The following is a 22,130-nucleotide window of genomic DNA, read 5'->3' as shown; positions in this document are numbered from 1 at the left end:
GGCGAAGGGGTCATTCGGCCGGGCCTAAAGTGCCGGTCCCGGGCGTATCGTGTCCCCCATGGCGAATGTCTTGGAGATGGTCGGCGTTGTGAAGCGGTTCGGGCCCGTGGTCGCCCTGAATGGGTTGGATTTTTCAGTCGAGGCGGGCGAGGTCCACGGCTTCCTTGGACCGAACGGTTCGGGCAAATCCACAACGATTCGCCTGCTGCTGGGCATGCTTCGCGCCAGCGCCGGCTCCATCCGGGTGCTGGGCCTGGACCCGTGGCACGACGTCGCGAGCCTCCACCGGCGCCTGGCGTACGTCCCCGGGGATGTGGCGTTGTGGCCCAACCTGACCGGAGGGGAGGTCATCGACCTCCTCGGCCGACTCCAGGGCGGCCAGGACCTGGCCCGGCGGGCCCAGCTGTTGGAACTCTTCGACCTCGATCCCACGAAGAAGTCCCGGGCCTACTCCAAAGGCAACCGGCAGAAGGTGGCCCTGGTCGCCGCGCTGGCCACCGACGCTGAGCTGTTCCTGCTGGACGAGCCCACCAGCGGCCTGGACCCCCTGATGGAGGAGGCCTTCCGCGGCTGTGTCCGGGAACTGCGGAACCAGGGCCGCACGGTACTGCTCAGCAGCCATATCCTCAGCGAGGCCGAGGCGCTTTCGGACCGCGTGAGCATCATCCGTGAGGGCCGGGTGGTGGAGACCGGGCGGCTGGATGAACTCAGGCACCTGACCCGTACCTCCGTCACTGCCGATCTCGCGGTGGTACCGGCAGGCTTGGATGCCCTGCCAGGCGTCCACGACGTCGTCGTCACGAACCACCGCGTCAGCGCCCAAGTGGAACCGTCCGGCCTGGCCCCGTTCATGCGGGCGCTGACCGACGCGGGACTCGTCGCGCTGACCAGCCAGCCGCCCACCCTGGAGGATCTCTTCCTGCGCCACTACGGCGCGGCGGTGCCCGTGGCCGCGGCCGGGTCGGGCAGCGGGGGCACCGCTGATGCGTGAAACGTTGGCGGGGACCGGAGCCCTGATCAGGCTCGGGCTCCGGCGCGACCGATGGCTGTTGCCGGCGTGGATCGCCGGATTCGCCGCGACAACGTATTCAACCGCGGTGGCCGGCGCCGAGCTCTATCCCGATGTCGGGAGCCGGGTCGAGGCCGCGACGGCCCTGAATGCCACGGCCTCGCTCGTAGCCCTCTTCGGCAGGGTCTACGACCCCACATCCCTCGGTGCCCTGTCCCTCATCAAGTACACGGCGTTCATGGCTGCCATCCTGGCCGTCCTCATGGTGTTCATCACCGTCCGCCATACCCGCAGCGACGAAGAGTCCGGGCGGCTCGAGCTCCTGGGCGGCGGCCGGCTGGGCCGGGACGCGCCGCTCGCGGCCGCCCTCGCCATCAGCTTCGGAGCCAGCATTGTCCTGGGGCTGGTCACGGCGGTGTCTTTGGCAGCCGGCGGGCTTCCGGCCGCCGGCTCGATCGCGTTCGGACTGGGCTGGGCCGCCACCGGCATGGCATTCAGCGCCGTGGCCGGGGTCACCGCCCAGCTGACGGCCAGCGCGCGGGCGGCCACGGGAATGAGCCTCGGCGTCGTTGCCGTGACCTATGCGCTGCGGGCGGTGGGGGACCTCGCCGAACCGGGGCCCTCCGCCCTGTCCTGGCTTTCGCCGATCGGCTGGAACCAGCAGATCCGGGCCTTCGCCGGGGACCAGTGGTGGGTGCTCGCCCTGCCACTGGCACTGTGCGCCGCACTCGTGCCCGTGGCTCTGGCCCTCCGCGCCCGCCGGGACCTCGGCTCCGGCCTGCGCCAGGAGCGCCCCGGCCCGGCACGCGGCTCGCTCCGCGGGGTCGGGGACCTCGCCGTGCGGCTCCAGTTCCGGCTGCTGGCGGCCTGGGCGGTCGCCTTCGTGGTGTTCGGCGTGGTGATCGGATCGCTGGCCGGCAACGTCACGGACTTGCTGAGTTCGCCCAACGCGCAGGACCTGATCATAATGCTGGGCGGAACCCAGGCCATGACGGATGCCTTCATTGCTGCGGAGATCAGCATCATGGGACTGCTGGCCGCTGCCTACGGACTGTCCGCGGTCAGCCGGCTCCGTGACGAGGAGACGGACGGCCACGTCGAGGCGCTGCTGGGCACCGCCACCACCCGGCCGCGGTGGGCCACCAGCCATTTCGCCCTGGCGCTGGCCGGCGTCGCCGTGCTAATGCTGCTGGCCGGAGTGTCCGTCGGGGCCGGCGCAGCCACCGTCCTGGCCGACGCAAACCAACTCGGCCGCGTCACCCTGGCCGCTGCCGCCCAGATCCCCGCGGCCTGGGTCATGACCGCAGCGGTGCTGGTGGTGTTCGGCTGGGCGCCCCGGCTCACGGGGACGGTCTGGGCTCTGCTGCTGCTGTTTGTTGCCCTGGGAGAGTTCGGCGTGCTGTGGAACGCCCCGGAGTGGCTGATGGAGCTCTCCCCGTTCCGGCATTCGCCGCTGCTGCCCTTGGATTCCGGCGCAGCCGGCCCGTTGCTGGGACTCACTGTGACGGCCGCCGCGCTCGCTGCGCTGGGATACGCCGGCTGGCGCCGCCGGGATCTGGCCCCGTGAGCGGAACAGACCCACCACTACTCGCCAATAGGGGGCAGCGGTAATATCAAATTCGAGAGTTCCTGGCGCATCCCGGCAATGACGGGACGCCACTCTCGGGCCGGTCGGAGGGCGGGATGCAGGACGTATACGGGCTATATACGCCGACCACGCTGGTGGAAATCGGGCTCCTGCTGGCGACGTTTGTCCTCTGCTCCCTGATTGGCACTGAGCGGCAGGTCCGGCAAAAGGTCGCTGGCTACCGCACACACGTTCTTGTCGGCCTGGGATCGTGCACGTTTACCCTGATCTCCGCCTACGGTTTCGCCTCCGTCCAGGCCGGGGGCACCGTGGACCCGTCCCGTATTGCAGCCCAAATCGTCAGCGGCATCGGCTTCCTCGGCGCCGGGGTGATTTTCAAAGGACGGAACGTTGTCCGCGGCCTGACGACGGCCGCCAGCATTTGGGTTTCTGCCGCCGTCGGCATGTCGTGCGGCGCCGGAATGCTGTCCCTGGCTGTTTCGCTGACCGCTTTCCACCTCATCACGTTGTACGTCGTCTCTCCCGTGATCAGGAAGATCCCCACCCCCGACGCCCACCGGGTCCTGCACCTGGGCTATGCCGACAACAAAGGCGTGCTGCGGCAAGTGTTGGAGATCGCCACCAACATGGGGTTCAGCTCGTCAATCCTGAGCATCAATAAGGCAGGCGATGAACAAAAGCCGATCGTCCTCATGGACATCCGCTTCCATGGTCATCTTCCGCTGCGGGAACTCGTCCCCTACCTCCTCGATGTGCCCGGCGTGCAGAGTGTGAATGTTCGCGACGCCGACCCTAACGAGGACGACGATGACGCCAGCGCTTGAACCCGCAGCGAGACCCCCGGGTTTCATCGCGGTACTGCCGTGACTGCCGCACACTGATTGAAGCCGTTCGGGATCACCGTTAGAGTCTGCGGATGACCGAGAACAGCGTCGCTTTGACGGATACCGTGCGCGCGCGGGTGCTGCGCAGGTCCGACGCCGGGTCCTTGGCCGACGCCTACCTGCGGAACCGGGAGCACCTGGCGCCCTGGGAACCGCTGCGGTTTGAGGAATTCTTCACCGCCGAGGGACAGGCCGCCAGCATTGAATCCAAGCTCGGGATGTTCATCGCGGGAACGGACGTGCCCTGGGTCCTCGTGGAAGGCTCCCGCATCATCGGGGTGATCAACCTCAGCGGGATCGTCCGGGGGCCATTCCTCAGCGCCCACCTCGGCTACTGGGTGGACAAGGACATGACGGGGCGGGGAATTGGCTCGGCCGCGGTGGAGTTCGCCCTCCAAACCGCGCGCAATGAACTGGGACTGCACCGGCTGCAGGCCTCAACCCTCCCGCACAACGCCGCGTCCCAGCGGATCCTGAAGCGGGCTGGCTTTGAGGAGATCGGTTTGGCAGCCCAGTACCTGCGGATCGCCGGATCCTGGCAGGACCACATCCTGTTCCAGCGGATACTGTTCTGATGGCTGATGTTCCGGTTGCGCCTGGTCCGGTTGCACCAGTTCCAATTGCACCGGCGGACTTTGGTGCCCTGCACCATGTAGAACTCTGGGTGCCGGACCTGCAGCGGGCCAGGGACCAGTGGGGCTGGCTGCTGGGCCGGCTGGGCTACGAGGCCTACCAGGACTGGGCCCACGGGTGCAGCTGGCGCCGCGGGGCGACGTACATCGTCGTCGAGCAGTCCCCGGCGCTGACCGGAACCGCGCACGATCGCAAAGCCCCGGGCCTGAACCACCTCGCGTTCAGCGCGGGGACCCGGGCTGACGTGGACGCCATAGCGGCGGAGGGCCCGAGCCACGGTTGGGCGGAATTATTTCCTGACAAGTATCCGCACGCAGGCGGCCCGGGCCACTTCGCTGCTTACCTGGTGAATACGGACGGCTACGAAGTGGAGCTGATCGCGGCCGCCTGATCGCGTCGGTGCCCTACGGGTTGGTTGCCGGAGGTGCCTGTTCAGCCTTGAGTTCCTCGCCGTGGGCGATGATCGCGTAGATGATCAGCACGTCCATGGCGATGACGATGACGGACCACCACGGTTGCGCCGGAATGAGCATCAGTTGAACGACCGCGCTGAAGCCGGCAACGACAACACCAACGACTCGAGCCCATGTTGCACCGGAGAAGAGCCCGACGGCGGTGAGGATCAAGAGCACCCCTAGGGCGACATTCCACCAGCCCCACCCCTTCGCATCGAAGAGGAACAGGGTTCCCGGGGTTGACAGATAGTAGGTGTCGGGACCGGTGAGAGCGACGAGGCCTTGAAGGCCGCTGAAAACGCCGTTGATGATCAGAATGACTCCGGCGAAACGGACCCAACCGGTCCAGCCAGTCGAAGCAACAGGATGATGGGCAGTAGTCATAGTGCCGACCGCTTTCCGTTGAATGCTCTGCCGTCGGCCTCATGGTCGGCGCAGTCGTGTCGTGAAACTAGTACCGATTCCGATTATGTTCCTCACCCTCCGCGGCGGTCAATCGGCACAGGAACTTTGGCGCCGCCGCGGCCGTCGCATTGCGATTGGCCTTGAACCGGGTACGTTGAAGCATGACCATCCTGCTTGTTGGCGGCGGCCCTGACACCGTGACCGTTCCTGCCGTCTTCGACCGGTTCGTCAAGGAACTCCGGCGCCGAGCCCCCGGCAGGATTTCGCGCGTCGCTGTGGTTCTCTTTGACCATGAGGGCAGCTCGGAATATTTCCTGCCTGCCTATGTGGAGCCGCTGGAGTCCCGGACAGCCTGCGAGGTCGTCCCGGTCCTGCTCGGATTCAACCGGGGCGCGGACCCCGCCGCGTTCGACGACGTCGACGGCATCGTCGTCGGGGGCGGGCCGACGCCGGGCTATCTGGAAGGCTTGCTGCCGTCCGCGCAGCCCATCCGCAGTCTGGTCTCTGACGGTGTGCCGTATATGGGATTCTCAGCCGGCGCGATGGTCGCGCCCGTACGGGCGATCGTGGGCGGCTACCGAATCCGCGGCACCGAGGTCTGCCCAGCGGATTGGTCGGAGGGTCTCGAAGAAGTGGAGATCCGCGACGGGCTGGGCCTGGTGCCCTTCGCCGTCGACGTGCACGCCGCGCAGGCGGGGACCCTCGGCCGGGCCGTTGGGGCGGTGGCAAAAGGCCTCGTGGACCGCGCGGTCGCCGTGGATGAGAACACTGCCCTGGTCCTGCACCAGGCGGACCTCGAGGAGCTGGACGTGATCGGCACCGGGAGCTGCTGGACGATTCGCGGCGCCGGCGCCAAAGCCACCGTCTCGGTGCTGTCAGCGCACAGCTAGGTTCCGGCACCACCCCTTGGCACGCTTGTTACTCGCGGGTAACATATGATTCATGCATCTCCTGTTCCGGACCCTCCTGCTGCTGTTCACGTCCTCACGCCGCCCACCGCTGAGCATCTGGGACAGCTCCTCGCTGCCGCTGCGGGTACTGCCCACGGACATCGACATCGCCATGCACGTCAACAACGGCATGTACTTCTCGCTCATGGACCTCGGGCGCTTCGACCTCATGGCCCGCAGCGGCACCTGGAAAAAGATGCGCCGCCGGGGCTGGACCCCGGTCGCGGCGGGGGAGACCATCGCGTTCCGCCGTTCGCTGCAACTCTGGCAGCAGTACACGATCGAATCCCGGATCATCGGCCTGGACTCGAAAGCCATCTACTTCGAGCAGCGGATGGTGGTGGACGGCGAAGTTTACGCGCGCGCCTATATCGCCACCCGGCTTCTGAGCAAGGGCAAGCCCGTCAGCCAGGAGGAAATCATCCGCGAGTTCGGCGCCCCGCCGGCGGATCTGGAGCTGCCCGAGTGGATCCACGAATGGCGCGAAACCAACGCCCTGCCCGGCGCCAGGCGTCCGGCCCCGCACGCCTGGGCGTGACCCGCGGACGCCCCCGCCCGGATGTGCCAACAGCGAAATGCCGGGGACAATCCACGGCTGCTCCCGTACCGTTGACTCATGGCTACCGTAGACATCACAGGTGAACAGTTCGCATCGACAGTCGAGGATAACGACATTGTCCTCGTCGATTTCTGGGCCGAATGGTGCGGCCCGTGCAAGCAGTTCGGCCCCACATACTCGGCGATCTCCGAGAAGCACCCGGACGTCGTCTTCTCCAAGGTCGACACCGAAGCCGAGCAGCAGCTCGCCGCCGAGGCCGGCATCACGTCGATTCCCACGCTGATGGCCTTCCGCGAAAAGGTCCTGGTGTTCTCGCAGCCTGGCGCCCTGAACGCGCAGCAGCTCGAGCAGGTGGTCGACGCCGTCAAGGCCCTGGACATGGAAGAAGTCCACGCCCACGTGGCCCGGTCCCAGGCCGAGGCCGCCGCAGCCGCGGCCAAGCAGGACGGCACCCAGATCCCGGAGGCCTGAACCTCCACGGCTTAAACCCACAGCTTTAATGCAACGCGGGGTCACTCCGCGCCCATAAATCCCTCAGGGATGGGCGCGGAGCGACCCCGCGTTGTGGTTGGAAGGGCGGGTTAGAGCTTTTCCAGCTTGACCGGCTCGGCCAGCAGTGCGCTGAGGGATTCGTTCAGGTCCTGGACGGCCGTGCCCTTGGAGTGCTTGTCCAGGTCCGCCTGGCTGGCCCACCGCTCGGTCAGGACGAGCTTGTCCTCGCTGGCCTCGGTGAGCTCGTAACGGATGCAGCCGGGCTCGTTGACCACCTCGTCAATCGCGATGTCCAGGGCGAGCTTCACGCGGAAGAATTCGCCGTCGTTGGGGATGAAAATGGCCTGAAGGTCAACGGGTGCACTCATGGCAATCACCCTACCGGGCCGCCGCGCAGGCGCAGGAACATGACCCAAGATTTCATAGGACTTCCAAGCTTTGCTCTTCTTTTGCCTCCGCACTGTTGGTAGCGTCACACCATGCTTGCTTACACAGCCGGGGACACTGACGTCCCGCTGCTCGAGGAAACCGTTGGCGCGAACTTCGAACGGATCGCGGCGCGGTTTCCGTACCACGATGCCCTGATCGAGGCGGCCGCGGTGCCCGGCGAAGAGGCCCGGCGGTGGAGCTACACCAAGCTCAACGACGACGTCGACCGCCTGGCGCGTGCGCTCCTCGCCTTGGGCGTGACGAAGGGCGAGCGGATCGGCATCTGGAGCCCCAACTGCGCCGAATGGACCATCCTGCAGTACGCCACCGCCAAGGTCGGGGCGATCCTGGTCAACGTCAACCCCGCCTACCGCAGCCATGAGCTCGAGTTCGTGGTCACGCAGAACGGCATGCGCATGCTGGTCACCGCGCCGTCGGACACGAACAGCGACTACACCGGGATGGCGCGGCAGGCGCTGGCGGCGTGCCCGGACCTGCGCGAGCTGGTCTTCCTCCCGGACGCCGGCCTGGACGGGCTGACCGCCGGCGAGCCCGGCACTGAGGCGGAGCGCACCTATGCCGAGCTGCTCAAGCGGGCCGACGACGTCGGGCACTCCGAGCTGAAGACGCGGATGGCGGAACTGGACGCGCACGATCCCATCAATCTGCAGTACACCTCCGGCACCACGGGGTTCCCGAAGGGCGCCACGCTGACGCACCACAACATCCTTAACAACGGCTTTTCGATCGGCGAGCAGCTGGGCTACACGGAACACGACCGCGTGGTTATCCCGGTGCCCTTCTATCACTGCTTCGGCATGGTGATCGGAAACCTCGCGGCGCTCAGCCACGGGGCCGCCACCATCATCCCCGGCCGGTCGTTCTCGCCGGCCGCGGCGCTGGAAGCTGTGCAGGACTTTGGCGGAACCTCGCTGTACGGCGTGCCCACCATGTTCATCGCCGAGCTCGCCCTGCCGGACTTCGCCTCCTACGACCTCTCGACACTGCGCACGGGCGTCATGGCCGGCTCGCTGTGTCCCATCGAGGTGATGAACCGGGTCATCACGGAAATGAACATGAAAGACGTCGCGATTTGCTACGGCATGACGGAGACCTCGCCGGTGTCCACGATGACCCGGAGCGTGGACACCATGGCCCAGCGCACCGAGACCGTGGGCCGGACCATGCCGAACCTGGAGAGCCGGGTCGTGGATCCGGTCACGGGCGAGGTGCTGGAGCGCGGCGGGATCGGCGAACTCTGCACGCGCGGCTACGCCGTGATGCGCGGGTACTGGAACCAGCCGGACAAGACAGCCGAGGCGATCGACGCCGACGCCTGGATGCACACCGGGGACCTCGCCCGGATGGACGCGGACGGGTACATCGTGATCGAGGGGCGGATCAAGGACATGGTGATCCGCGGCGGCGAGAACGTCTATCCGCGCGAAATCGAGGAATTCCTCTACACCCACCCGGACATCCAGGACGTGCAGGTGATCGGTGTCCCGGACGCCAAGTACGGCGAGGAACTGATGGCCTGCGTCATTTTGAAACCCGGGGCCGCGCCGATGGACGCCGCCAGCCTGGCCGAGTTCTGCCGCGGCAAGCTGGCGCACTACAAGGTTCCGCGCTACGTCGACGTCCGGGAGAGCTTCCCGATGACCGTCTCCGGCAAGATCCGCAAGGTGGACATGCGCCAGGAGGCCGCGGCCCGGCTGGGCCTCCAGACCGGCCCTTAACAGCAACGCGGGGTCACTTACGGCCCATCCGGAGGCTCCGGATGGGCCGTAAGTGACCCCGCGTTTTGGCGATTCCTGAGGGCCTGTGGATAACCTCAGCGCCGAGGCCGATCCGCGGTCACAATGGTGCGCATGGTCCGCATCGTGCCTCTCCCCTTAAGCCTCGTCCAGACACCGTTCACCGTGTATGAGTCACGCGCGCTGGGCGTCCGGCCCAAACGTCTGCGGGCCCATGATTTGTCCGACGGCGGCCGCCTTATCTATCTGCCCGCCGGCCGGCACCTTGAGATCGCCGAACGGGCCCGGGTCCTCGCCGCCGCCACCCCTGGTGCCTGGGTTTCCCACGAAACCGCGGCAGTGCTGACCAGCCTCGGACTTCCACCGTGGATGGGCGAGTGCCCGACCATCCACCTCAGCAAGCCCCATGAACTGCCCAGGGTCCGCCGGGCCGGGGTCACAGGCCACCGCGTGCGGTGCATCCCCGGCGAGCTGACCGAGGTCGACGGCATCCCGGTCACCGCACCACCCCGGACCTGGCTGGATCTGGCGGCGGTACTGCCGCTCAACTACCTCATTGCCTTGGGCGACCAGCTCATCCGGCAGCCCCGGCCCAGCCTCGAACTGAGGTCGGAACCTTACGCCTACAAGGACGGCCTGCGGCTGCTGATCCGCCAGCATCCCAACATGAAGGGCGTCGAGAAGGCCCGGCTGGCCCTGGAGGAGATGCGGGTGGGGGCAGACTCCTTCCCGGAGACCTTCCTGCGGCTGGCGTTGCTGGATGCGCGTCTGCCGGAACCGGAGCTGCAACTGCGGCTTGATCCGGATGACCGGCGCTCGCCGGCTGCTGACTTGGGTTACCGGAGATTCCGGCTTGCCGTCCAGTACGACGGCGCTCCTCACCTCACCCGGGAACAGCAGTCGAAGGATAATCGTCGCGACGAGGCCTTCCGCAGCGCGGGTTGGGCGTACTTCAAAGCCAACGCCGATGACCTCGCAGAGGGTTTCGAGTCCATGATCGCCAGGATCAAGCGGTCGCGAATCCGCCCGGTCTGAGACAACGCGGGGTCACTTAGCGCCCATGAAAGCGCGGCGGATAGGCCGTAAGTGACCCCGCGTTGCTTTCAGTGGCCGCGGTGGTCCTGGATGGTCATGCGCGGGCCGAAGGTCGGTTTCCGGAAGCCGCTCAGCCCGAGCATCCTGACCACCCGCTGCCGGTGCCCCGCCCAGGGGGCCAGCAGCCTGAGCATGCCGGCGTCGTCCGTCCTGCGGCCGGTCAGGGCGGCGCCCACGTAGGCCGCGAGGTGGTAGTCGCCCACCGAAATCGAGTCCGGGCAGCCGTGCGTGCGCTGCACCACCTCCGCCGCCGTCCACACCCCGATTCCGGGCAGGGTCTGCAGCTTGGCCGCCGCCTCCGCGGCGGGGAGGGCGGCGAGCCGTTCCAGCGCGACGGCGGAACGCAGCGCCCGCATGACGGTGCCCGAACGCTGCGGGCCCACGCCGGCCTTGTGCCATTCCCAGGACGGGATGTGCAGCCACTGCGCTGCCGTCGGCTGGACCAGGAGATTGGCGGGCGCGACGGTGCCGGCACCCGGCGCCGCCGTCCCGAAGCGGTACATCAGGTAGCGGTACCCGCGGCGGGCCTCGATGACGGTGACCTTCTGCTCGAGGATGGTCGGCACCAGTGAGTCGATCATCCGCCCGGTTGCAGGCAGCCGGATCGCGAGGTTCCGGCGTCGGGCTTCAACCACCATGCGCGGGAGTGTGGCGTGGAATGCGGGCTCGTCGAAGCCGGACCAGTCGTCCCCGTTCCCGAGCATGCGCGGGACGGAATCGACGGCGTCCCCCGCTCCGGGACCCCAGGCCTGCGCGTCCACGGCAGGGTCCGCCCGCGTCCCGGCCGTTGCCAGGCGCAGCGTGGCCGGACCGTGCGGCGTCGTGAACGCGAACCAGATCCCGTCCGGGGCGGTGCGGATGGACGGGTCGCCGTGGCCGCGCAGGAGCGTGCCGATGGTTTGCATCAAGTCGAACGGGCCGCCCGGGTGCCACCGCAATGAGGCGTCCGCCGCGGCGGCAATGCCTGCGGGGGCGTCTGCAAGGCTCATTCGAATATGTTCCCACGGCCCGCTGACAGCGGCGGCATCCGCGGCAAGGACGCCCGGGCCGTAGGGCCCTTAACCTCCGGCGCTGCCGGGGCTAAAATCCGGCTGTGGCGTGGTGTGTCCGCGCCCGCCTCTTGGCCCCGAATCCTTGTTCTTAGGAGAGTGTGATGGCTGGTGGAGTGGTACATTTCGAAATCCCCGCAGACGACGAGGGCCGCGCACGGGAGTTCTACAGTTCGGCGTTCGGCTGGGAGCTAAGCCAGGTGCCGGAGATGAGCTACGCCATGATCAAGACGACGCCGACGGATGCCAACGGCATGCCCTCCGTACCGGGCTCCATCAACGGCGGCATGTTTCGCCGCGAAGGCGACCTCACATCCCCCGTGGTCACGGTGGACGTCGATGACATTGACGCGGCGTTGGAGAAGATCACGTCCCTGGGCGGCAGCACCGTCTTGCCGCGGGAGGCGATCGGCACCATGGGCTGGGCCGCCTACTTCCGGGACACCGAAGGCAATGTGGTCGGTCTCTGGCAGAGCGCCCCGCGCGAGGGCGGCGCCGGGGCAGCGAACGCCGGGAACGACATCGGCGCCTGACGCGGCAGCCGGGCACGCCGGGCAGCCGGGCCTCAGTACGTCGACCTCACTGCATCCCGGTGGTGAGCCACAGCGCCACGACCGCCAAGGGGACGGTGAGAACGACGGCGGCCACACCGGCCAGGGCGAAGCCTCCCCAGCGGATCTCGACGTTCAGGGAGCGGAGCCGTTCGTGCCACAGCAGCGTGGCCAGGGACGCCCACGGGGTCACCAGCGGGCCCAGGTTCACGCCGATCAGCAGGGCCGCCAGCCGGGCCGGGGAGCCGCCCACGGGTTCCAGGGCCAGATAGGCGGGGAGGTTGTTGACCGCGTTGGCTGCCCCGGTGCCCAGGCCGGCGAGCTGCAGGAGCGCCGGCAGGCTCTCGCCCGTGCCGGCGATCCCGGTCAGGAACTGGGTGAGCCCGTTGGCGTGCAGGGTTTCCACCACCATGAACAGCCCGGACGTGAGCATCAGCGGGCGCCACGGAATCATGGACCAGCGCAGGGCGGAGCGCCGCCGCCAGAGGAAAAGCAGGAGCAGGGCCGCAGCCGCCGCGAGCGCCGGGATCTGCACCGGCACCCCGGACACCAGCGCCGGCAGCAGGACCACCATGACCCCCGATGCCGCGTACAGCAGCACCCGGTCCCGCGCCTTTCGGACCGGCTGGGGGCCGTACGTGCCGCGCAGGTCCTTCCGGAATGCCAGCCACAGGAGCACCAGCGGCACGAGGATGCCCACCAGGGCCGGGGCCCACACGAGCGAAGCGAATGCGGCGGGGCTGAGGTTGAGCCGCTCCTGCGCGAGCAGGTTGGTCAGGTTGGAGACCGGCAGCAGCAGCGAGGCCGTGTTCGCCAGCCACACCGTGGTCAGCGCGAACGGCAGCGGCGGAATGCGGGCGTGAATGGCCAGCAGCACGACGACGGGAGTCACCAGCACCGCCGTCGTATCCAGCGACAGGAACACCGTGGAAACGGTGGCGAGGGCGATAGCGAGGAACCACAGCAAGAGGACGCGGCCGCGGCCCAGGGCGGCCAGCCGCTCCGTGACGACGCGGAAGAGCCCGGCCTCATCCACCAGCTCGGTGACAAGGGACATCGCGACCACGAACGCCAGTATCGGCACGGTGCGTGCTGCCAGCGCCTGGAAGGCGGGGACCGGCAGCAGCCCGGACGCCAGCGCCGCGCACCCGGCCAGCAGCATGCCCGCGGGCAGCGCATAGCTCCTGAACTTCTTCAGCCGGGCAATCCTCTTCACCGCCATATCCTCGCACCTTCCAGAGCCTTGGCAGCACCGCGGCCGCGCCGACGTGCCTGCCGCGCCGGAGACGGTAACTTTGTACCTATGAAGTACGCCCCGTCCGTCCTGGACCTCATTGGCCATACGCCGCTCGTCAAACTCAACCACGTGACCGATGGCATCGCAGCCACGGTCCTGGTGAAGCTCGAATACCTGAACCCCGGCGGTTCGATCAAGGACCGCATCGCGGTCAAGATGATCGAGGAGGCCGAACGAACGGGCCAGCTCCTGCCCGGCGGCACGATCGTGGAGCCCACCTCGGGCAACACCGGCGTCGGTTTGGCGCTCGTGGCGCAGCAGAAGGGCTACCGCTGCATCTTCGTCGTGCCGGACAAGGTCGGCGAGGACAAGAGGGCCGTGCTCCAGGCCTACGGCGCGGAGGTGGTGGTCACGCCCACCGCCGTCCCGCCGGACAGCCCGCAAAGCTACTATGGCGTCTCCGACCGGCTCGTGACCGAAATCCCGGGGGCCTACAAGCCGGACCAGTTCTCCAACCCCGCCGCCCCGGCCAGCCACTATGAAACCACGGGCCCTGAGATCTGGCACGACACCGACGGCCGCATCACGCACTGCGTGATCGGCGCCGGGACCGGCGGCACGATCACCGGCACCGGCCGGTACCTCAAGGAAGTCTCCGCCGGGCGGCCCGGGGCCGAGGGCGGCGTCGTGAAGATCATCGGCGCGGATCCCGCCGGCTCGGTGTACTCCGGCGGCACGGGACGCCCGTACTTCGTCGAGGGCGTCGGGGAGGACATGTGGCCGGCCAACTACGACAAGTCCGTCCCGGACGACGTCATTGCCGTCAGCGACGCCGACTCCTTCGCCATGACGCGCCGGCTGGCGCGCGAGGAAGGCCTGCTGGTGGGCGGGTCCTCGGGCATGGCCGTCGTGGCCGCCCTGGAGGTCGCCAAGGACCTGCCGGCCGACGCCGTCGTCGTGGTCATCCTGCCGGACTCCGGCCGCGGCTACCTGGCGAAGATCTTCAACGACCAGTGGATGCGCTCCTACGGCTTCCTGGCCGGCGGCGACGAGGCCTCGGTGGGCGAGATCCTCAAGGCCAAGACCGGCGAACTCCCGGACCTCGTCCACATCCACCCGAACGAGTCCGTCCGCGATGTCATCAACATCATGAACGAGTACGGCGTCTCGCACATCCCCGTCCTGTCGCAGGAACCGCCCGTCGTCATGGGCGAGGTGCTGGGCGCCGTGGACGAGCGCACCCTCACGGCCAAGCTCTTCCGCGGCGAGGCCAAACTCTCGGACAAGATCTCCGAACACATGGAGGCCCGGCTCCCCGTGATCGGCTCGCTCGAATCGATCTCGACCGCCCGCGAACTCCTCTCCGATGCCGACACCCTCATGGTGACGTTTGTCGGCGCTCCGGTGGGGATCCTGACCCGCCACGACCTCCTCGCGTACCTCAGCAACTGACCAGTTCAAGGAGTCCCATGTCTGTGCCTGAAAGCCCGTCCTCGAAAAACCAGGGTTTCAACACCCGCGCCATCCACGCCGGCCAGGCGTTTGAGCCCCGCACCGGGGCGGTGGTGCCCCCCGTGCACTTCTCCTCGACCTATGCCCAGGACGGCATCGGCGGGCTGCGGGCCGGTTACGAATACGGCCGGGGCACCAACCCCACCCGTGACTCGCTGCAGCAACAGCTGGCGGCCCTGGAAGGCGGGAGCGCCGCGTTCTCCTTTGGCTCCGGCCTGGCCGCCGAAGACTCGATGATCCGCGCCCTCACCCGCCCCGGGGACCACATTGTGCTCGGCAACGACGCCTACGGCGGCACGTACCGGCTCATCAGCCGGGTCCTGGGGGAGTGGGGCATCGGCAACACCCCGGTGGACATGTCCGACCTCGACGCCGTCGCAGCCGCCGTCGCGGCAGGCGGCAGCGCCGACGGCGGCGGCAAGACCCGACTGGTGTGGGTGGAGACCCCGTCGAACCCGATGATGAAGATCACCGACATCGAGGCGCTCGCGAAGGTGGCGCACGACGCCGGCGCGCTCCTCGTGGTGGACAACACCTTTGCCTCCCCGTACCTGCAGACCCCGCTCGCCCTCGGCGCCGATGTGGTGGTGCATTCCACCACCAAGTACATCGGCGGCCACTCCGACGTCGTTGGCGGCGCGATCGTGGTCAACGACCCGGAACTCGCGGAGAAGATCGGCTTCGTCCAGTTCGCCGTCGGCGCCGTGTCCGGGCCGATGGACGCCTTCCTCACCACCCGCGGCCTGAAGACCCTCGGGGTGCGCATGGACCGGCACAGCGACAACGCCCAGGCCGTGGCCGAATGGCTGCTGCAGCGCCCCGAGGTCGAGGCCGTGCTCTACCCGGGCCTGCCCTCCCACCCGGGCCACGAGCTGGCCAGGAAGCAGATGAAGAAGTTCGGCGGCATGATCTCCGTGCAGTTCAAGGGCGGCGAGGCCGCGGCGCGCAAGGTGGCCGAATCGACCTCCGTGTTCACCCTGGCGGAGTCCCTGGGCGGGATCGAATCGCTCATGAACTACCCGTCCGAAATGACCCACGCCTCGGTCAAGGGCACCGAACTGGCGGTCCCGGTCAACCTGATCCGGCTCTCGTGCGGCATCGAGGACGTGGAGGACCTGATCGCCGACCTCGACGCCGCGATCTCCTCCCTGGCCTCCGGCAGCTAGCCGCACCCGCAGCTGACCGCACCCGCAGCTAGCCGCACCCGCGGCTGATGCGCAGCTGACCAGACGCCCGCCTCCTTCCGCCGGACCACCCTAGCTTTCTCTAAGAGAGTCAGCTAGGGTGGGCCGCATGGCACTTCGATCGGACTGGTCCCAGCGGACCTGCAGCATGGCCCGCGGCCTCGACATCCTGGGCGATCCCTGGAGCATGCTCGTCCTGCGTGAGGTGTTCTTCGGCAACGGCCGCTTCGAGGCCATGAAGGCCCGGCTGGGGGCGGCCGATTCCGTGCTCACCAAGCGGCTCGCCGGGCTCGTCGCCGCCGGGCTCCTGATCCGGCGGCCCTACGACGACGGCGGCCGCACCCGCCAGGAATACGTCCTCACCGCCATGGGCCAAGACGCCCTGCCGGTACTCAACGCCGTCGTGATCTGGGCCGAAAAGCATCTCCCGGCCCCGTCCGGGCAGGCCCACATGTTCGTCATCCACAGCGGCTGCGGGGAGAGGACCTCCTCGGCTGACACGTGCACGGCCTGCGGGGAACCGCTGACGGCCGCCAACACGAGCTGGCACAGCCTTTCCCGCACCACGGACCCCGTGCCGCTGGCCTCGGCCGGCATCGGGACCCCTGTCCAGAACGGAACCGCCGCATGAGTGCCCCCGAAACCACCCTGACCCCGGCGCCGGTCCGCCGCCGCATCCACCCGGCGTGGATCGTTGCCGCCGTGGCTTTCCTCGCGCTCGTCGGCGCGGCAGGGTTCCGGGCAGCGCCGGGTGTGCTGATGGTGCCGCTGCAGAACGAGTTCGGCTGGTCCACCACCGTGCTCTCCGCCGCGGTCAGCATCAACCTGGTGCTTTTCGGGCTCACGGCGCCGTTCGCGGCAGCGCTCATGGAACGCTTCGGCATCCGCGCAGTCACGGCCGTGGCCCTGGTGCTGATCGGCGCCGGCAGCGCACTGACAGTGCTCGTGACCCAGTCCTGGCAGATCCTGCTGACGTGGGGGCTGCTGATCGGGCTCGGCACCGGGTCCATGGCGCTGGTCTTCGCCGCGACCATCGCCAACACCTGGTTCGCCAAGAGCCGCGGCCTGGTAATCGGCATCCTCACCGCCGGCAGCGCCGCCGGACAGCTCGTGTTCCTGCCCTTTATCGCGGCCCTGGCCCAGGACCCGGGCTGGCGGCAGGCTTCGCTGCTCATCGGTGCCGGCGCGCTGGCCGTGGTGCCGCTGGTGCTGATGTTCCTGAAGAACTCCCCGGCCGAGGTTGGCGTTCTGCCCTACGGGGCGACGCCGCCGGCCGCCGACCCGAACGCCGCCAAGGAGTCCAGCGGGCCCGAACCGACGGGACCGGCCGCCGGGCAGGACGCGCAGGAGCCCCGCCGGAACGCCGCCGTCCGTGCCCTGCAGGTCCTTAAACGGGCCAGCAAAGTGCGTACCTTCTGGGCCCTGGTGGCCGGCTTCGCGATCTGCGGCGCGACGACCAACGGGCTGATCGGCACCCACTTCATCCCCTCCGCCCACGACCACGGCATGCCCGAAACCACCGCGGCGGGCCTGCTCGCCGTCGTCGGCCTCTTCGACATCATCGGCACTATCGCCTCCGGGTGGCTCACGGACCGCTTCAACCCCCGGATCCTGCTCGCCGTGTACTACCAGTTCCGCGGGATCGGGCTGCTGGTCCTGCCGCTGCTGCTCAGCGCCACCGTCCAGCCCAGCATGATTGTGTTCGTGGTCATCTACGGCCTGGACTGGGTCGCCACGGTCCCGCCGACCGCCGCGATCTGCCGCCAGGTGTTCGGCGCCGACGGGAGCGTCGTGTTCGGCTGGGTGTTCGCGGCCCACCAGCTCGGCGCGGCCGCCGCGGCCCTCGCGGCCGGGGCGGTCCGGGACGCCACCGGCCAGTACACGTACGCCTGGTTTGCCGCCGCTGCCATGTGCACCATCGCTGCCGTCATCAGCGCCACCATCCGCAAGGACGCCCGGAAGCCGGAGTCCGTCCCGGTCCCGGCGTAGCTGTTCTGTAGACTGAGCCGACAGCGAGGGCGCGTTTGCGCCGCCCCGGACGGAACCGACCAAACGGCCAGCGTCTACACCAGCAGCCCGATGGGGGAATTCATGTCAGTGCCCGCTTCAGACCACAGCCCGGCGCGGCACTCGCCCGTCGTGCACCTGTTCCGGCTCTCCGTCATCCTGGCCATCGCCGCGGTGGGCTACTTCATCTGGATCTCGCTCGGAGTCTGGGGCAAGCACGGCCTGGACTTCAGCGTCTACTGGTACGGCGGCAAAATCCTCAACGACGCCGGCGCGGCACCCTCAGCCCTGTATGCGGGCAACGTGGACTGGGCCGGCGGACCGACGCTGATGTTTACCTACCCGCCGTTCGCCGCCATCCTCTTCGGCCTTTTGGCCCGGCTGCCCCTGGCGGCGGCGCTGACCCTGTTCAACGCCGCCGGCGCCGGGGTGGCGGTCCTGGCCGCGGTCCGTACGGTCCGGTACTGGAACGCGAAGGCCTCCTGGCGCGACACCTTCCGGGCTCCGGGCAACGGCTGGGCCGCCGCCGTCCTGGTCCTGGCGGTCCTCAACCTGGGACCCTGGCGCGAGACCCTGGTGTTCGGTCAAATCAATGCCCTGCTGATGGGCCTGATCGCCGTGGACCTGCTGGCCCGCAACCGGCGCTGGGCCCGCGGTTTCCCGGGCAGCGGCTTCCTGGTGGGCGTCGCGGCAGGCATCAAGCTGACGCCCCTGGTGTTCGGGCTCTACTACCTGGTCCGCAAGGACTGGCGCGGGCTGGGCAATATGGCCGCGGGCTTCTCCGCCACCGTGGTGGCCGGCTGGCTGCTCCGGCCCGCCGAATCCCTGCAGTTCTGGCTCCAGATGCTGCCGGACACCTCCCGGATGGGCGGAGCGGGCTATGTGGACAACCTGTCCATTAAGGGCGCCCTGCTGCACTTCGGGGTCCCGGAAGCGCACGTCACCGTGCCATGGCTGCTGCTGAGCCTGGCGGTTGTGGCCGTGGGTGCCGCCGTGATCAAGGCCGCCAGCGATCAGGGCGCCCGCGTCGTGGCCGTATCGGCGACGGCGCTCACCATGCTGCTGATCAGCCCGGTCTCGTGGTCCCACCACTGGGTGTGGGTCGCGGCGGTCTTTCCGGCTTTCGCCTGGACCCTGCGGGAAGCTCCGCGCCGGTACGTCGGGATGCGCTGGACCATGGGAGGCGTGCTGGGCCTGTCGATCCTCGTGTTCCTTTTCTCGCCCAAGACCATCGGCACGGCCCTCGGCGCCGAAAACCTCGACATCCAGACGCCCGGGGTGTGGATCATGGCCTCCAGCGCCGGCGTCTTCTGCGCCCTGGCCCTGCTGGTGTGCTGGCTTGTGGCCCTCCGGCGGGACCCGCTGGGACCGGAGCCGGACCTTGCCCCCGAACCGGCTGCTGAACGCGACGCCCGGGCCGCCGTCCCCACTTCCCCAGTCTCCTCGTAGGCGCCGCGCTTAGTACACGCCACGCCGGCCGCCGCCGCTAGGCTGTTCGGCATGAGCTCCCCTGACGCACGTAAGACGGCCCTTGTCACCGGGGTCGGCCGCCTCGCCGGAATCGGCGCCGGCATCGCGCGCCGCCTCGCTGCGGACGGCTGGGACCTCGTGCTGACGTACTGGCAGGACTACGACACCCGGATGCCGTGGGGAGTCCAGCCGGACGACGTCGAACGCCTCACCGCCGAGCTCCAGGCGACCGGCGCCGCCGTCGTGGCTCTGCCGGCGGATTTCCAGGACCCGCAGGCCGTGGACCGGCTGATGTCCGCCGCCGCGGCGGAGGCCGGAACCCTGCACGGACTGGTGCTCAGCCACGCCGAATCCGTGGACTCGTCCATCCTGGACACATCCCTGGAGAGCTTCGAGCGGCACTTTGCGGTCAACACCCGGGCCAGCTGGCAGTTGATTGCCGCATTCGCCCGGCAGGCCGGTCCCGACGGCGGGGCCATCGTGGCGCTGACCAGCGACCACACCGCCTTCAACCTGCCCTACGGGGCATCAAAGGGCGCCCTGGACCGGATCGTGATCGCCGCCGCCCGGGAGCTCGGCCCGCTCGGGATCAGCGCCAACGTCCTGAACCCGGGACCGGTGGATACCGGCTGGATGGATGAGCCGCTCCGTGACGAACTGGCCCGGCGGCACCCCGGCGGCCGGCTGGGCACACCGGCGGACGTGGCCGGCACCGTCGCGTTCCTGCTCTCGGCCGAGGGCCGCTGGATGTCCGGGCAGCTGGTCAAAGCCGACGGCGGATTCTCCGCCTGAGGGACCCTGACCCCGCCTGATCGGAAGCCGGGCTGGCATGACACGTCACGGTCGGTGTGGTGTTGGGACAGCATCCGGTGGCGGCCGGATCCGGTCAGCCGGCGCTCAGCCGGGTGAGGGCTGTTGCCAGTTCCGTGGCGGCGCCTTGGAGGAGGCGGGCCGTCTCCCGTGCCCGGGCGTTGCGTCCGGACCGGAGGTCGGCATCAATGAGGTCGGCGATGAGTTCGAGCCGGCACGCACCGGCCTTGGATGCGGACCAGGACAGGCTTTGGGCGGCGAGGCGCGCGTCCTCCCAGTCCCCGACGGCCAAGGCCTGGTGAATCTTTTCGACCCGATGGGGAAGCATGAGCTGGAATGTGCTGACGAAGTCGTGGAACCTCCAGGACTGGAGCGTCCCTGTGCTCTCCTGAAGTCGGTTGCGGTCCAGGACGAGTGCTGCGCTGATGCGGGCGCGGTACCGGCGGGGTCCCTGGCCAGCGGCGGAAATGTCCCGGTCGTTCACGTCCGCGCTGGCCGTGGCGTGACGTGCCGGAAGGAGCCGAAGCGTCCACGCGGCTGGCTTTGCATTGAGACTCATGATGTCCCCCTTTACTTGGCAGCCTGCCCGGCCCGCCGGGCATTTGGCTGCCTCCGGTCCGGTGGCGATGGCACCACTGTACGAATGCGCCCCAGGGAGAACACGAGTGCTGGCTACCCGAAAACCCAGCAGTCACCACTTGCATCACTGGCCTCATCCGTATCGCGCGACCGGGACCGTCTTCGCGGGATCCGGGCGACCGCGCAGTTCAGTTCTTCTTCGCCGGATGGCTGGGCCCACGGTCAACAAACACTGCCGTGGCATGCCCCTCCCCGGGCTTAGCGGAAGGCGGGGAGGCCCGTGATGTGCTGGCCCAGGATCAGGGTGTGGACCTCGTCGGTGCCTTCGTAGGTGCGGACGGATTCCAGGTTGGCGGCGTGCCGCAAAGGGGAATGGTCCAGCGTGATGCCGTTGCCGCCCAGAATAGTGCGCGCCTCCCGGGCAATGGCGAGCGCCTCCCGCACGTTGTTCAGCTTGCCGAGCGAGATCTGCTCCGGATGCAGCCTGCCGGCGTCCTTGAGCCGGCCCAGGTGCAGGGCCAGGAGCGTGCCCTTCTGGATCTCCAGGACCATGTTCACGAGTTTCTCCTGCGTCAGTTGGTACCCGGCCAGCGGCTTGCCGAACTGCAGCCGCTCCTGGGAGTAGGCCAGGGCAGCCTCGTAGGAATCCCGGGCGGCACCCATCGCACCCCACGCGATCCCGTACCGGGCCTCGTTGAGGCAGGTGAACGGGCCGCGCAGCCCGCGCGCCGCCGGCAGCAGCGCCTCGGGGCCCAGCCGGACGGCGTCGAACGTGATGTCGCACTGGATGGAGGCGCGCATCGAGAGCTTCTGACCGATCGGCGTCGCGGTGACGCCCGCGGTGCCGGCGGGGACGAGGAAGCCGCGCACGCCGTCGTCGGTCATGGCCCACACCACCAGCACGCCCGCCACGGAGGCGAGCCCGATCCAGCGTTTGGCGCCGTCCAGGATCCAGCCGGCGTCGTCGCCGGAGCCGTCGCGGCGGGCGAAGGTCTTCATCGAGGCAGGGTCCGAGCCTGCCGTGGGTTCGGTCAGGGCAAACGCGCCGATCAGTTCGCCGGCGGCCATCCGGGGGAGCCACTCCTGCTTTTGGTCCTCGGAGCCCCACTTGTGGATGGCCGTCATGGCGAGGGAGCCCTGCACGGAGACGAACGTGCGGATGCCCGAATCGCCGGCCTCGAGTTCCATGGCCGCGAGGCCATATTCGACGGCGGAGCGGCCGGGGCAGCCGTACCCCTCCAGGTGCATGCCGAGCACGCCGAGCTCGCCAAGTTCCGGGGCGAGCTCGAGGGGGAACACGGCGTCCTCGTACCAGCCGGCGATACCCGGCCGGATCCGCTGGTTCGTGAAATCGCGGACGCGTTCGCGCACGGTGCGCTCCTGGGCGCTCAGCAGGGAATCGATGGCCAGGACATCGGAGACGTCGGAAAGGTTGGCCTCATTGCTCATGCCAGCTTCGTTGCTCATGCCAGCAT

23 protein-coding genes are annotated in these 22,130 nt (G+C 68.6%); 17 read left to right on the top strand and 6 right to left on the bottom strand.

Annotation, left to right across the window (positions count from 1 at the left end; genetic code table 11):
• Positions 1-58 precede the first annotated feature (58 nt).
• From AC1DXI_RS08420 to AC1DXI_RS08400, 5 genes are all read left to right on the top strand, one after another.
• On the top strand, positions 59-991 hold the full coding sequence (locus AC1DXI_RS08420) for an ABC transporter ATP-binding protein (protein ID WP_476938201.1): 933 nt from the start codon (positions 59-61) through the stop codon (positions 989-991).
• Positions 984-2,576: an ABC transporter permease gene (locus AC1DXI_RS08415; RefSeq protein WP_476938200.1), complete on the top strand. Its 1,593-nt coding sequence runs from the start codon at positions 984-986 to the stop codon at positions 2,574-2,576. The genes AC1DXI_RS08420 and AC1DXI_RS08415 overlap by 8 nt, the downstream gene beginning before the upstream one ends.
• Before the next feature lie 116 nt (positions 2,577-2,692).
• Positions 2,693-3,421, top strand: coding sequence for an MgtC/SapB family protein (locus tag AC1DXI_RS08410; protein ID WP_476938199.1), 729 nt, complete (start codon positions 2,693-2,695; stop codon positions 3,419-3,421).
• A gap of 92 nt (positions 3,422-3,513) precedes the next feature.
• Positions 3,514-4,056: a GNAT family N-acetyltransferase gene (locus tag AC1DXI_RS08405; protein ID WP_476938198.1), complete on the top strand. Its 543-nt coding sequence runs from the start codon at positions 3,514-3,516 to the stop codon at positions 4,054-4,056.
• Positions 4,056-4,505, top strand: a complete 450-nt coding sequence (locus AC1DXI_RS08400; protein WP_476938197.1) for a VOC family protein — start codon at positions 4,056-4,058, stop codon at positions 4,503-4,505. The genes AC1DXI_RS08405 and AC1DXI_RS08400 overlap by 1 nt, the downstream gene beginning before the upstream one ends.
• Before the next feature lie 13 nt (positions 4,506-4,518).
• Here AC1DXI_RS08400 and AC1DXI_RS08395 read toward each other — a convergent pair whose 3' ends face one another.
• On the bottom strand, positions 4,519-4,953 hold the full coding sequence (locus AC1DXI_RS08395; protein WP_476938196.1) for a DUF7144 family membrane protein: 435 nt from the start codon (positions 4,951-4,953) through the stop codon (positions 4,519-4,521).
• A gap of 182 nt (positions 4,954-5,135) precedes the next feature.
• Here AC1DXI_RS08395 and AC1DXI_RS08390 point away from each other — a divergent pair, with 182 nt between their 5' ends.
• The 3 genes from AC1DXI_RS08390 to trxA all read left to right on the top strand — a co-directional run bounded on the left by AC1DXI_RS08390 (position 5,136) and on the right by trxA (position 6,954).
• Positions 5,136-5,864, top strand: a complete 729-nt coding sequence (locus tag AC1DXI_RS08390) for a Type 1 glutamine amidotransferase-like domain-containing protein (protein WP_476938195.1) — start codon at positions 5,136-5,138, stop codon at positions 5,862-5,864.
• Between the two features lie 52 nt (positions 5,865-5,916).
• Positions 5,917-6,462 (top strand): acyl-CoA thioesterase, encoded by a 546-nt coding sequence (locus AC1DXI_RS08385; RefSeq protein ID WP_370123841.1) that lies wholly within the window; start codon positions 5,917-5,919, stop codon positions 6,460-6,462.
• A 78-nt stretch (positions 6,463-6,540) separates the two neighbouring features.
• On the top strand, positions 6,541-6,954 hold the full coding sequence (gene trxA, locus AC1DXI_RS08380) for a thioredoxin (protein ID WP_018773584.1): 414 nt from the start codon (positions 6,541-6,543) through the stop codon (positions 6,952-6,954).
• Positions 6,955-7,064: 110 nt separating this feature from the next.
• On the opposite strand, the gene AC1DXI_RS08375 is transcribed toward trxA, so the two are convergent.
• Entirely contained in the window at positions 7,065-7,343 is a 279-nt protein-coding gene (locus AC1DXI_RS08375) for a putative quinol monooxygenase (RefSeq protein WP_018773585.1), read from the bottom strand.
• A 111-nt stretch (positions 7,344-7,454) separates the two neighbouring features.
• Between AC1DXI_RS08375 and AC1DXI_RS08370 the strand changes: the two genes are divergently transcribed.
• Together AC1DXI_RS08370 and AC1DXI_RS08365 are read left to right on the top strand one after the other, a co-directional pair.
• Positions 7,455-9,143, top strand: a complete 1,689-nt coding sequence (locus tag AC1DXI_RS08370) for an AMP-binding protein (RefSeq protein WP_476938194.1) — start codon at positions 7,455-7,457, stop codon at positions 9,141-9,143.
• 132 nt (positions 9,144-9,275) lie between these two features.
• On the top strand, positions 9,276-10,196 hold the full coding sequence (locus AC1DXI_RS08365) for a hypothetical protein (RefSeq protein ID WP_476938193.1): 921 nt from the start codon (positions 9,276-9,278) through the stop codon (positions 10,194-10,196).
• Positions 10,197-10,264: 68 nt separating this feature from the next.
• Here AC1DXI_RS08365 and AC1DXI_RS08360 read toward each other — a convergent pair whose 3' ends face one another.
• Positions 10,265-11,245, bottom strand: a complete 981-nt coding sequence (locus AC1DXI_RS08360; RefSeq protein WP_476938192.1) for a DNA-3-methyladenine glycosylase family protein — start codon at positions 11,243-11,245, stop codon at positions 10,265-10,267.
• Between the two features lie 164 nt (positions 11,246-11,409).
• Here AC1DXI_RS08360 and AC1DXI_RS08355 point away from each other — a divergent pair, with 164 nt between their 5' ends.
• Positions 11,410-11,838, top strand: coding sequence for a VOC family protein (locus AC1DXI_RS08355; RefSeq protein ID WP_476938191.1), 429 nt, complete (start codon positions 11,410-11,412; stop codon positions 11,836-11,838).
• Positions 11,839-11,884: 46 nt separating this feature from the next.
• On the opposite strand, the gene AC1DXI_RS08350 is transcribed toward AC1DXI_RS08355, so the two are convergent.
• Positions 11,885-13,078: an ArsB/NhaD family transporter gene (locus AC1DXI_RS08350; RefSeq protein ID WP_476938190.1), complete on the bottom strand. Its 1,194-nt coding sequence runs from the start codon at positions 13,076-13,078 to the stop codon at positions 11,885-11,887.
• An 81-nt stretch (positions 13,079-13,159) separates the two neighbouring features.
• Here AC1DXI_RS08350 and AC1DXI_RS08345 point away from each other — a divergent pair, with 81 nt between their 5' ends.
• The 6 genes from AC1DXI_RS08345 to AC1DXI_RS08320 all read left to right on the top strand — a co-directional run bounded on the left by AC1DXI_RS08345 (position 13,160) and on the right by AC1DXI_RS08320 (position 20,058).
• Positions 13,160-14,545, top strand: coding sequence for a cystathionine beta-synthase (locus tag AC1DXI_RS08345; RefSeq protein ID WP_476938189.1), 1,386 nt, complete (start codon positions 13,160-13,162; stop codon positions 14,543-14,545).
• 17 nt (positions 14,546-14,562) lie between these two features.
• On the top strand, positions 14,563-15,771 hold the full coding sequence (locus AC1DXI_RS08340; protein ID WP_476938188.1) for a cystathionine gamma-synthase: 1,209 nt from the start codon (positions 14,563-14,565) through the stop codon (positions 15,769-15,771).
• A 127-nt stretch (positions 15,772-15,898) separates the two neighbouring features.
• Positions 15,899-16,420 (top strand): winged helix-turn-helix transcriptional regulator, encoded by a 522-nt coding sequence (locus tag AC1DXI_RS08335; RefSeq protein WP_476938187.1) that lies wholly within the window; start codon positions 15,899-15,901, stop codon positions 16,418-16,420.
• Positions 16,417-17,778, top strand: coding sequence for an MFS transporter (locus AC1DXI_RS08330; protein ID WP_018773594.1), 1,362 nt, complete (start codon positions 16,417-16,419; stop codon positions 17,776-17,778). Before AC1DXI_RS08335 ends, AC1DXI_RS08330 begins: the two co-directional genes overlap by 4 nt.
• A gap of 102 nt (positions 17,779-17,880) precedes the next feature.
• Positions 17,881-19,245 carry a glycosyltransferase 87 family protein gene (locus AC1DXI_RS08325; RefSeq protein WP_476938186.1) on the top strand — a complete coding sequence of 455 codons (1,365 nt, stop codon included), beginning with the start codon at positions 17,881-17,883 and terminating at the stop codon, positions 19,243-19,245.
• Positions 19,246-19,296: 51 nt separating this feature from the next.
• On the top strand, positions 19,297-20,058 hold the full coding sequence (locus AC1DXI_RS08320) for an SDR family oxidoreductase (RefSeq protein ID WP_476938185.1): 762 nt from the start codon (positions 19,297-19,299) through the stop codon (positions 20,056-20,058).
• A 94-nt stretch (positions 20,059-20,152) separates the two neighbouring features.
• On the opposite strand, the gene AC1DXI_RS08315 is transcribed toward AC1DXI_RS08320, so the two are convergent.
• Complete coding sequence (locus AC1DXI_RS08315; protein ID WP_476938184.1) at positions 20,153-20,635, bottom strand: hypothetical protein; 483 nt, start codon at positions 20,633-20,635, stop codon at positions 20,153-20,155.
• Between the two features lie 278 nt (positions 20,636-20,913).
• The gene (locus AC1DXI_RS08310; protein WP_476938183.1) at positions 20,914-22,122 is read right to left on the bottom strand and encodes an acyl-CoA dehydrogenase family protein; all 1,209 of its coding nucleotides are present in this window, start codon (positions 22,120-22,122) and stop codon (positions 20,914-20,916) included.
• Positions 22,123-22,130 lie beyond the last annotated feature (8 nt).

It is taken from the genome of Arthrobacter sp. P1_H7, from assembly GCF_056405215.1.
Note: the sequence above shows the minus strand (reverse complement) of the source record. Positions and strands in the feature narration are given on the sequence as shown.

Excerpts from the sequence above, each read along its gene's own strand:
- AC1DXI_RS08420 (WP_476938201.1), top strand. The coding sequence starts at position 59 with ATGGCGAATGTCTTGGAGATGGTCGGCGTTGTGAAGCGGTTCGGGCCC.
- AC1DXI_RS08415 (WP_476938200.1), top strand. The coding sequence starts at position 984 with ATGCGTGAAACGTTGGCGGGGACCGGAGCCCTGATCAGGCTCGGGCTC.
- AC1DXI_RS08410 (WP_476938199.1), top strand. The coding sequence starts at position 2,693 with ATGCAGGACGTATACGGGCTATATACGCCGACCACGCTGGTGGAAATC.
- AC1DXI_RS08405 (WP_476938198.1), top strand. The coding sequence starts at position 3,514 with ATGACCGAGAACAGCGTCGCTTTGACGGATACCGTGCGCGCGCGGGTG.
- AC1DXI_RS08400 (WP_476938197.1), top strand. The coding sequence starts at position 4,056 with ATGGCTGATGTTCCGGTTGCGCCTGGTCCGGTTGCACCAGTTCCAATT.
- AC1DXI_RS08395 (WP_476938196.1), bottom strand. The coding sequence starts at position 4,953 with ATGACTACTGCCCATCATCCTGTTGCTTCGACTGGCTGGACCGGTTGG.
- AC1DXI_RS08390 (WP_476938195.1), top strand. The coding sequence starts at position 5,136 with ATGACCATCCTGCTTGTTGGCGGCGGCCCTGACACCGTGACCGTTCCT.
- AC1DXI_RS08385 (WP_370123841.1), top strand. The coding sequence starts at position 5,917 with ATGCATCTCCTGTTCCGGACCCTCCTGCTGCTGTTCACGTCCTCACGC.
- trxA (WP_018773584.1), top strand. The coding sequence starts at position 6,541 with ATGGCTACCGTAGACATCACAGGTGAACAGTTCGCATCGACAGTCGAG.
- AC1DXI_RS08375 (WP_018773585.1), bottom strand. The coding sequence starts at position 7,343 with ATGAGTGCACCCGTTGACCTTCAGGCCATTTTCATCCCCAACGACGGC.
- AC1DXI_RS08370 (WP_476938194.1), top strand. The coding sequence starts at position 7,455 with ATGCTTGCTTACACAGCCGGGGACACTGACGTCCCGCTGCTCGAGGAA.
- AC1DXI_RS08365 (WP_476938193.1), top strand. The coding sequence starts at position 9,276 with ATGGTCCGCATCGTGCCTCTCCCCTTAAGCCTCGTCCAGACACCGTTC.
- AC1DXI_RS08360 (WP_476938192.1), bottom strand. The coding sequence starts at position 11,245 with ATGAGCCTTGCAGACGCCCCCGCAGGCATTGCCGCCGCGGCGGACGCC.
- AC1DXI_RS08355 (WP_476938191.1), top strand. The coding sequence starts at position 11,410 with ATGGCTGGTGGAGTGGTACATTTCGAAATCCCCGCAGACGACGAGGGC.
- AC1DXI_RS08350 (WP_476938190.1), bottom strand. The coding sequence starts at position 13,078 with ATGGCGGTGAAGAGGATTGCCCGGCTGAAGAAGTTCAGGAGCTATGCG.
- AC1DXI_RS08345 (WP_476938189.1), top strand. The coding sequence starts at position 13,160 with ATGAAGTACGCCCCGTCCGTCCTGGACCTCATTGGCCATACGCCGCTC.
- AC1DXI_RS08340 (WP_476938188.1), top strand. The coding sequence starts at position 14,563 with ATGTCTGTGCCTGAAAGCCCGTCCTCGAAAAACCAGGGTTTCAACACC.
- AC1DXI_RS08335 (WP_476938187.1), top strand. The coding sequence starts at position 15,899 with ATGGCACTTCGATCGGACTGGTCCCAGCGGACCTGCAGCATGGCCCGC.
- AC1DXI_RS08330 (WP_018773594.1), top strand. The coding sequence starts at position 16,417 with ATGAGTGCCCCCGAAACCACCCTGACCCCGGCGCCGGTCCGCCGCCGC.
- AC1DXI_RS08325 (WP_476938186.1), top strand. The coding sequence starts at position 17,881 with ATGTCAGTGCCCGCTTCAGACCACAGCCCGGCGCGGCACTCGCCCGTC.
- AC1DXI_RS08320 (WP_476938185.1), top strand. The coding sequence starts at position 19,297 with ATGAGCTCCCCTGACGCACGTAAGACGGCCCTTGTCACCGGGGTCGGC.
- AC1DXI_RS08315 (WP_476938184.1), bottom strand. The coding sequence starts at position 20,635 with ATGAGTCTCAATGCAAAGCCAGCCGCGTGGACGCTTCGGCTCCTTCCG.
- AC1DXI_RS08310 (WP_476938183.1), bottom strand. The coding sequence starts at position 22,122 with ATGAGCAACGAAGCTGGCATGAGCAATGAGGCCAACCTTTCCGACGTC.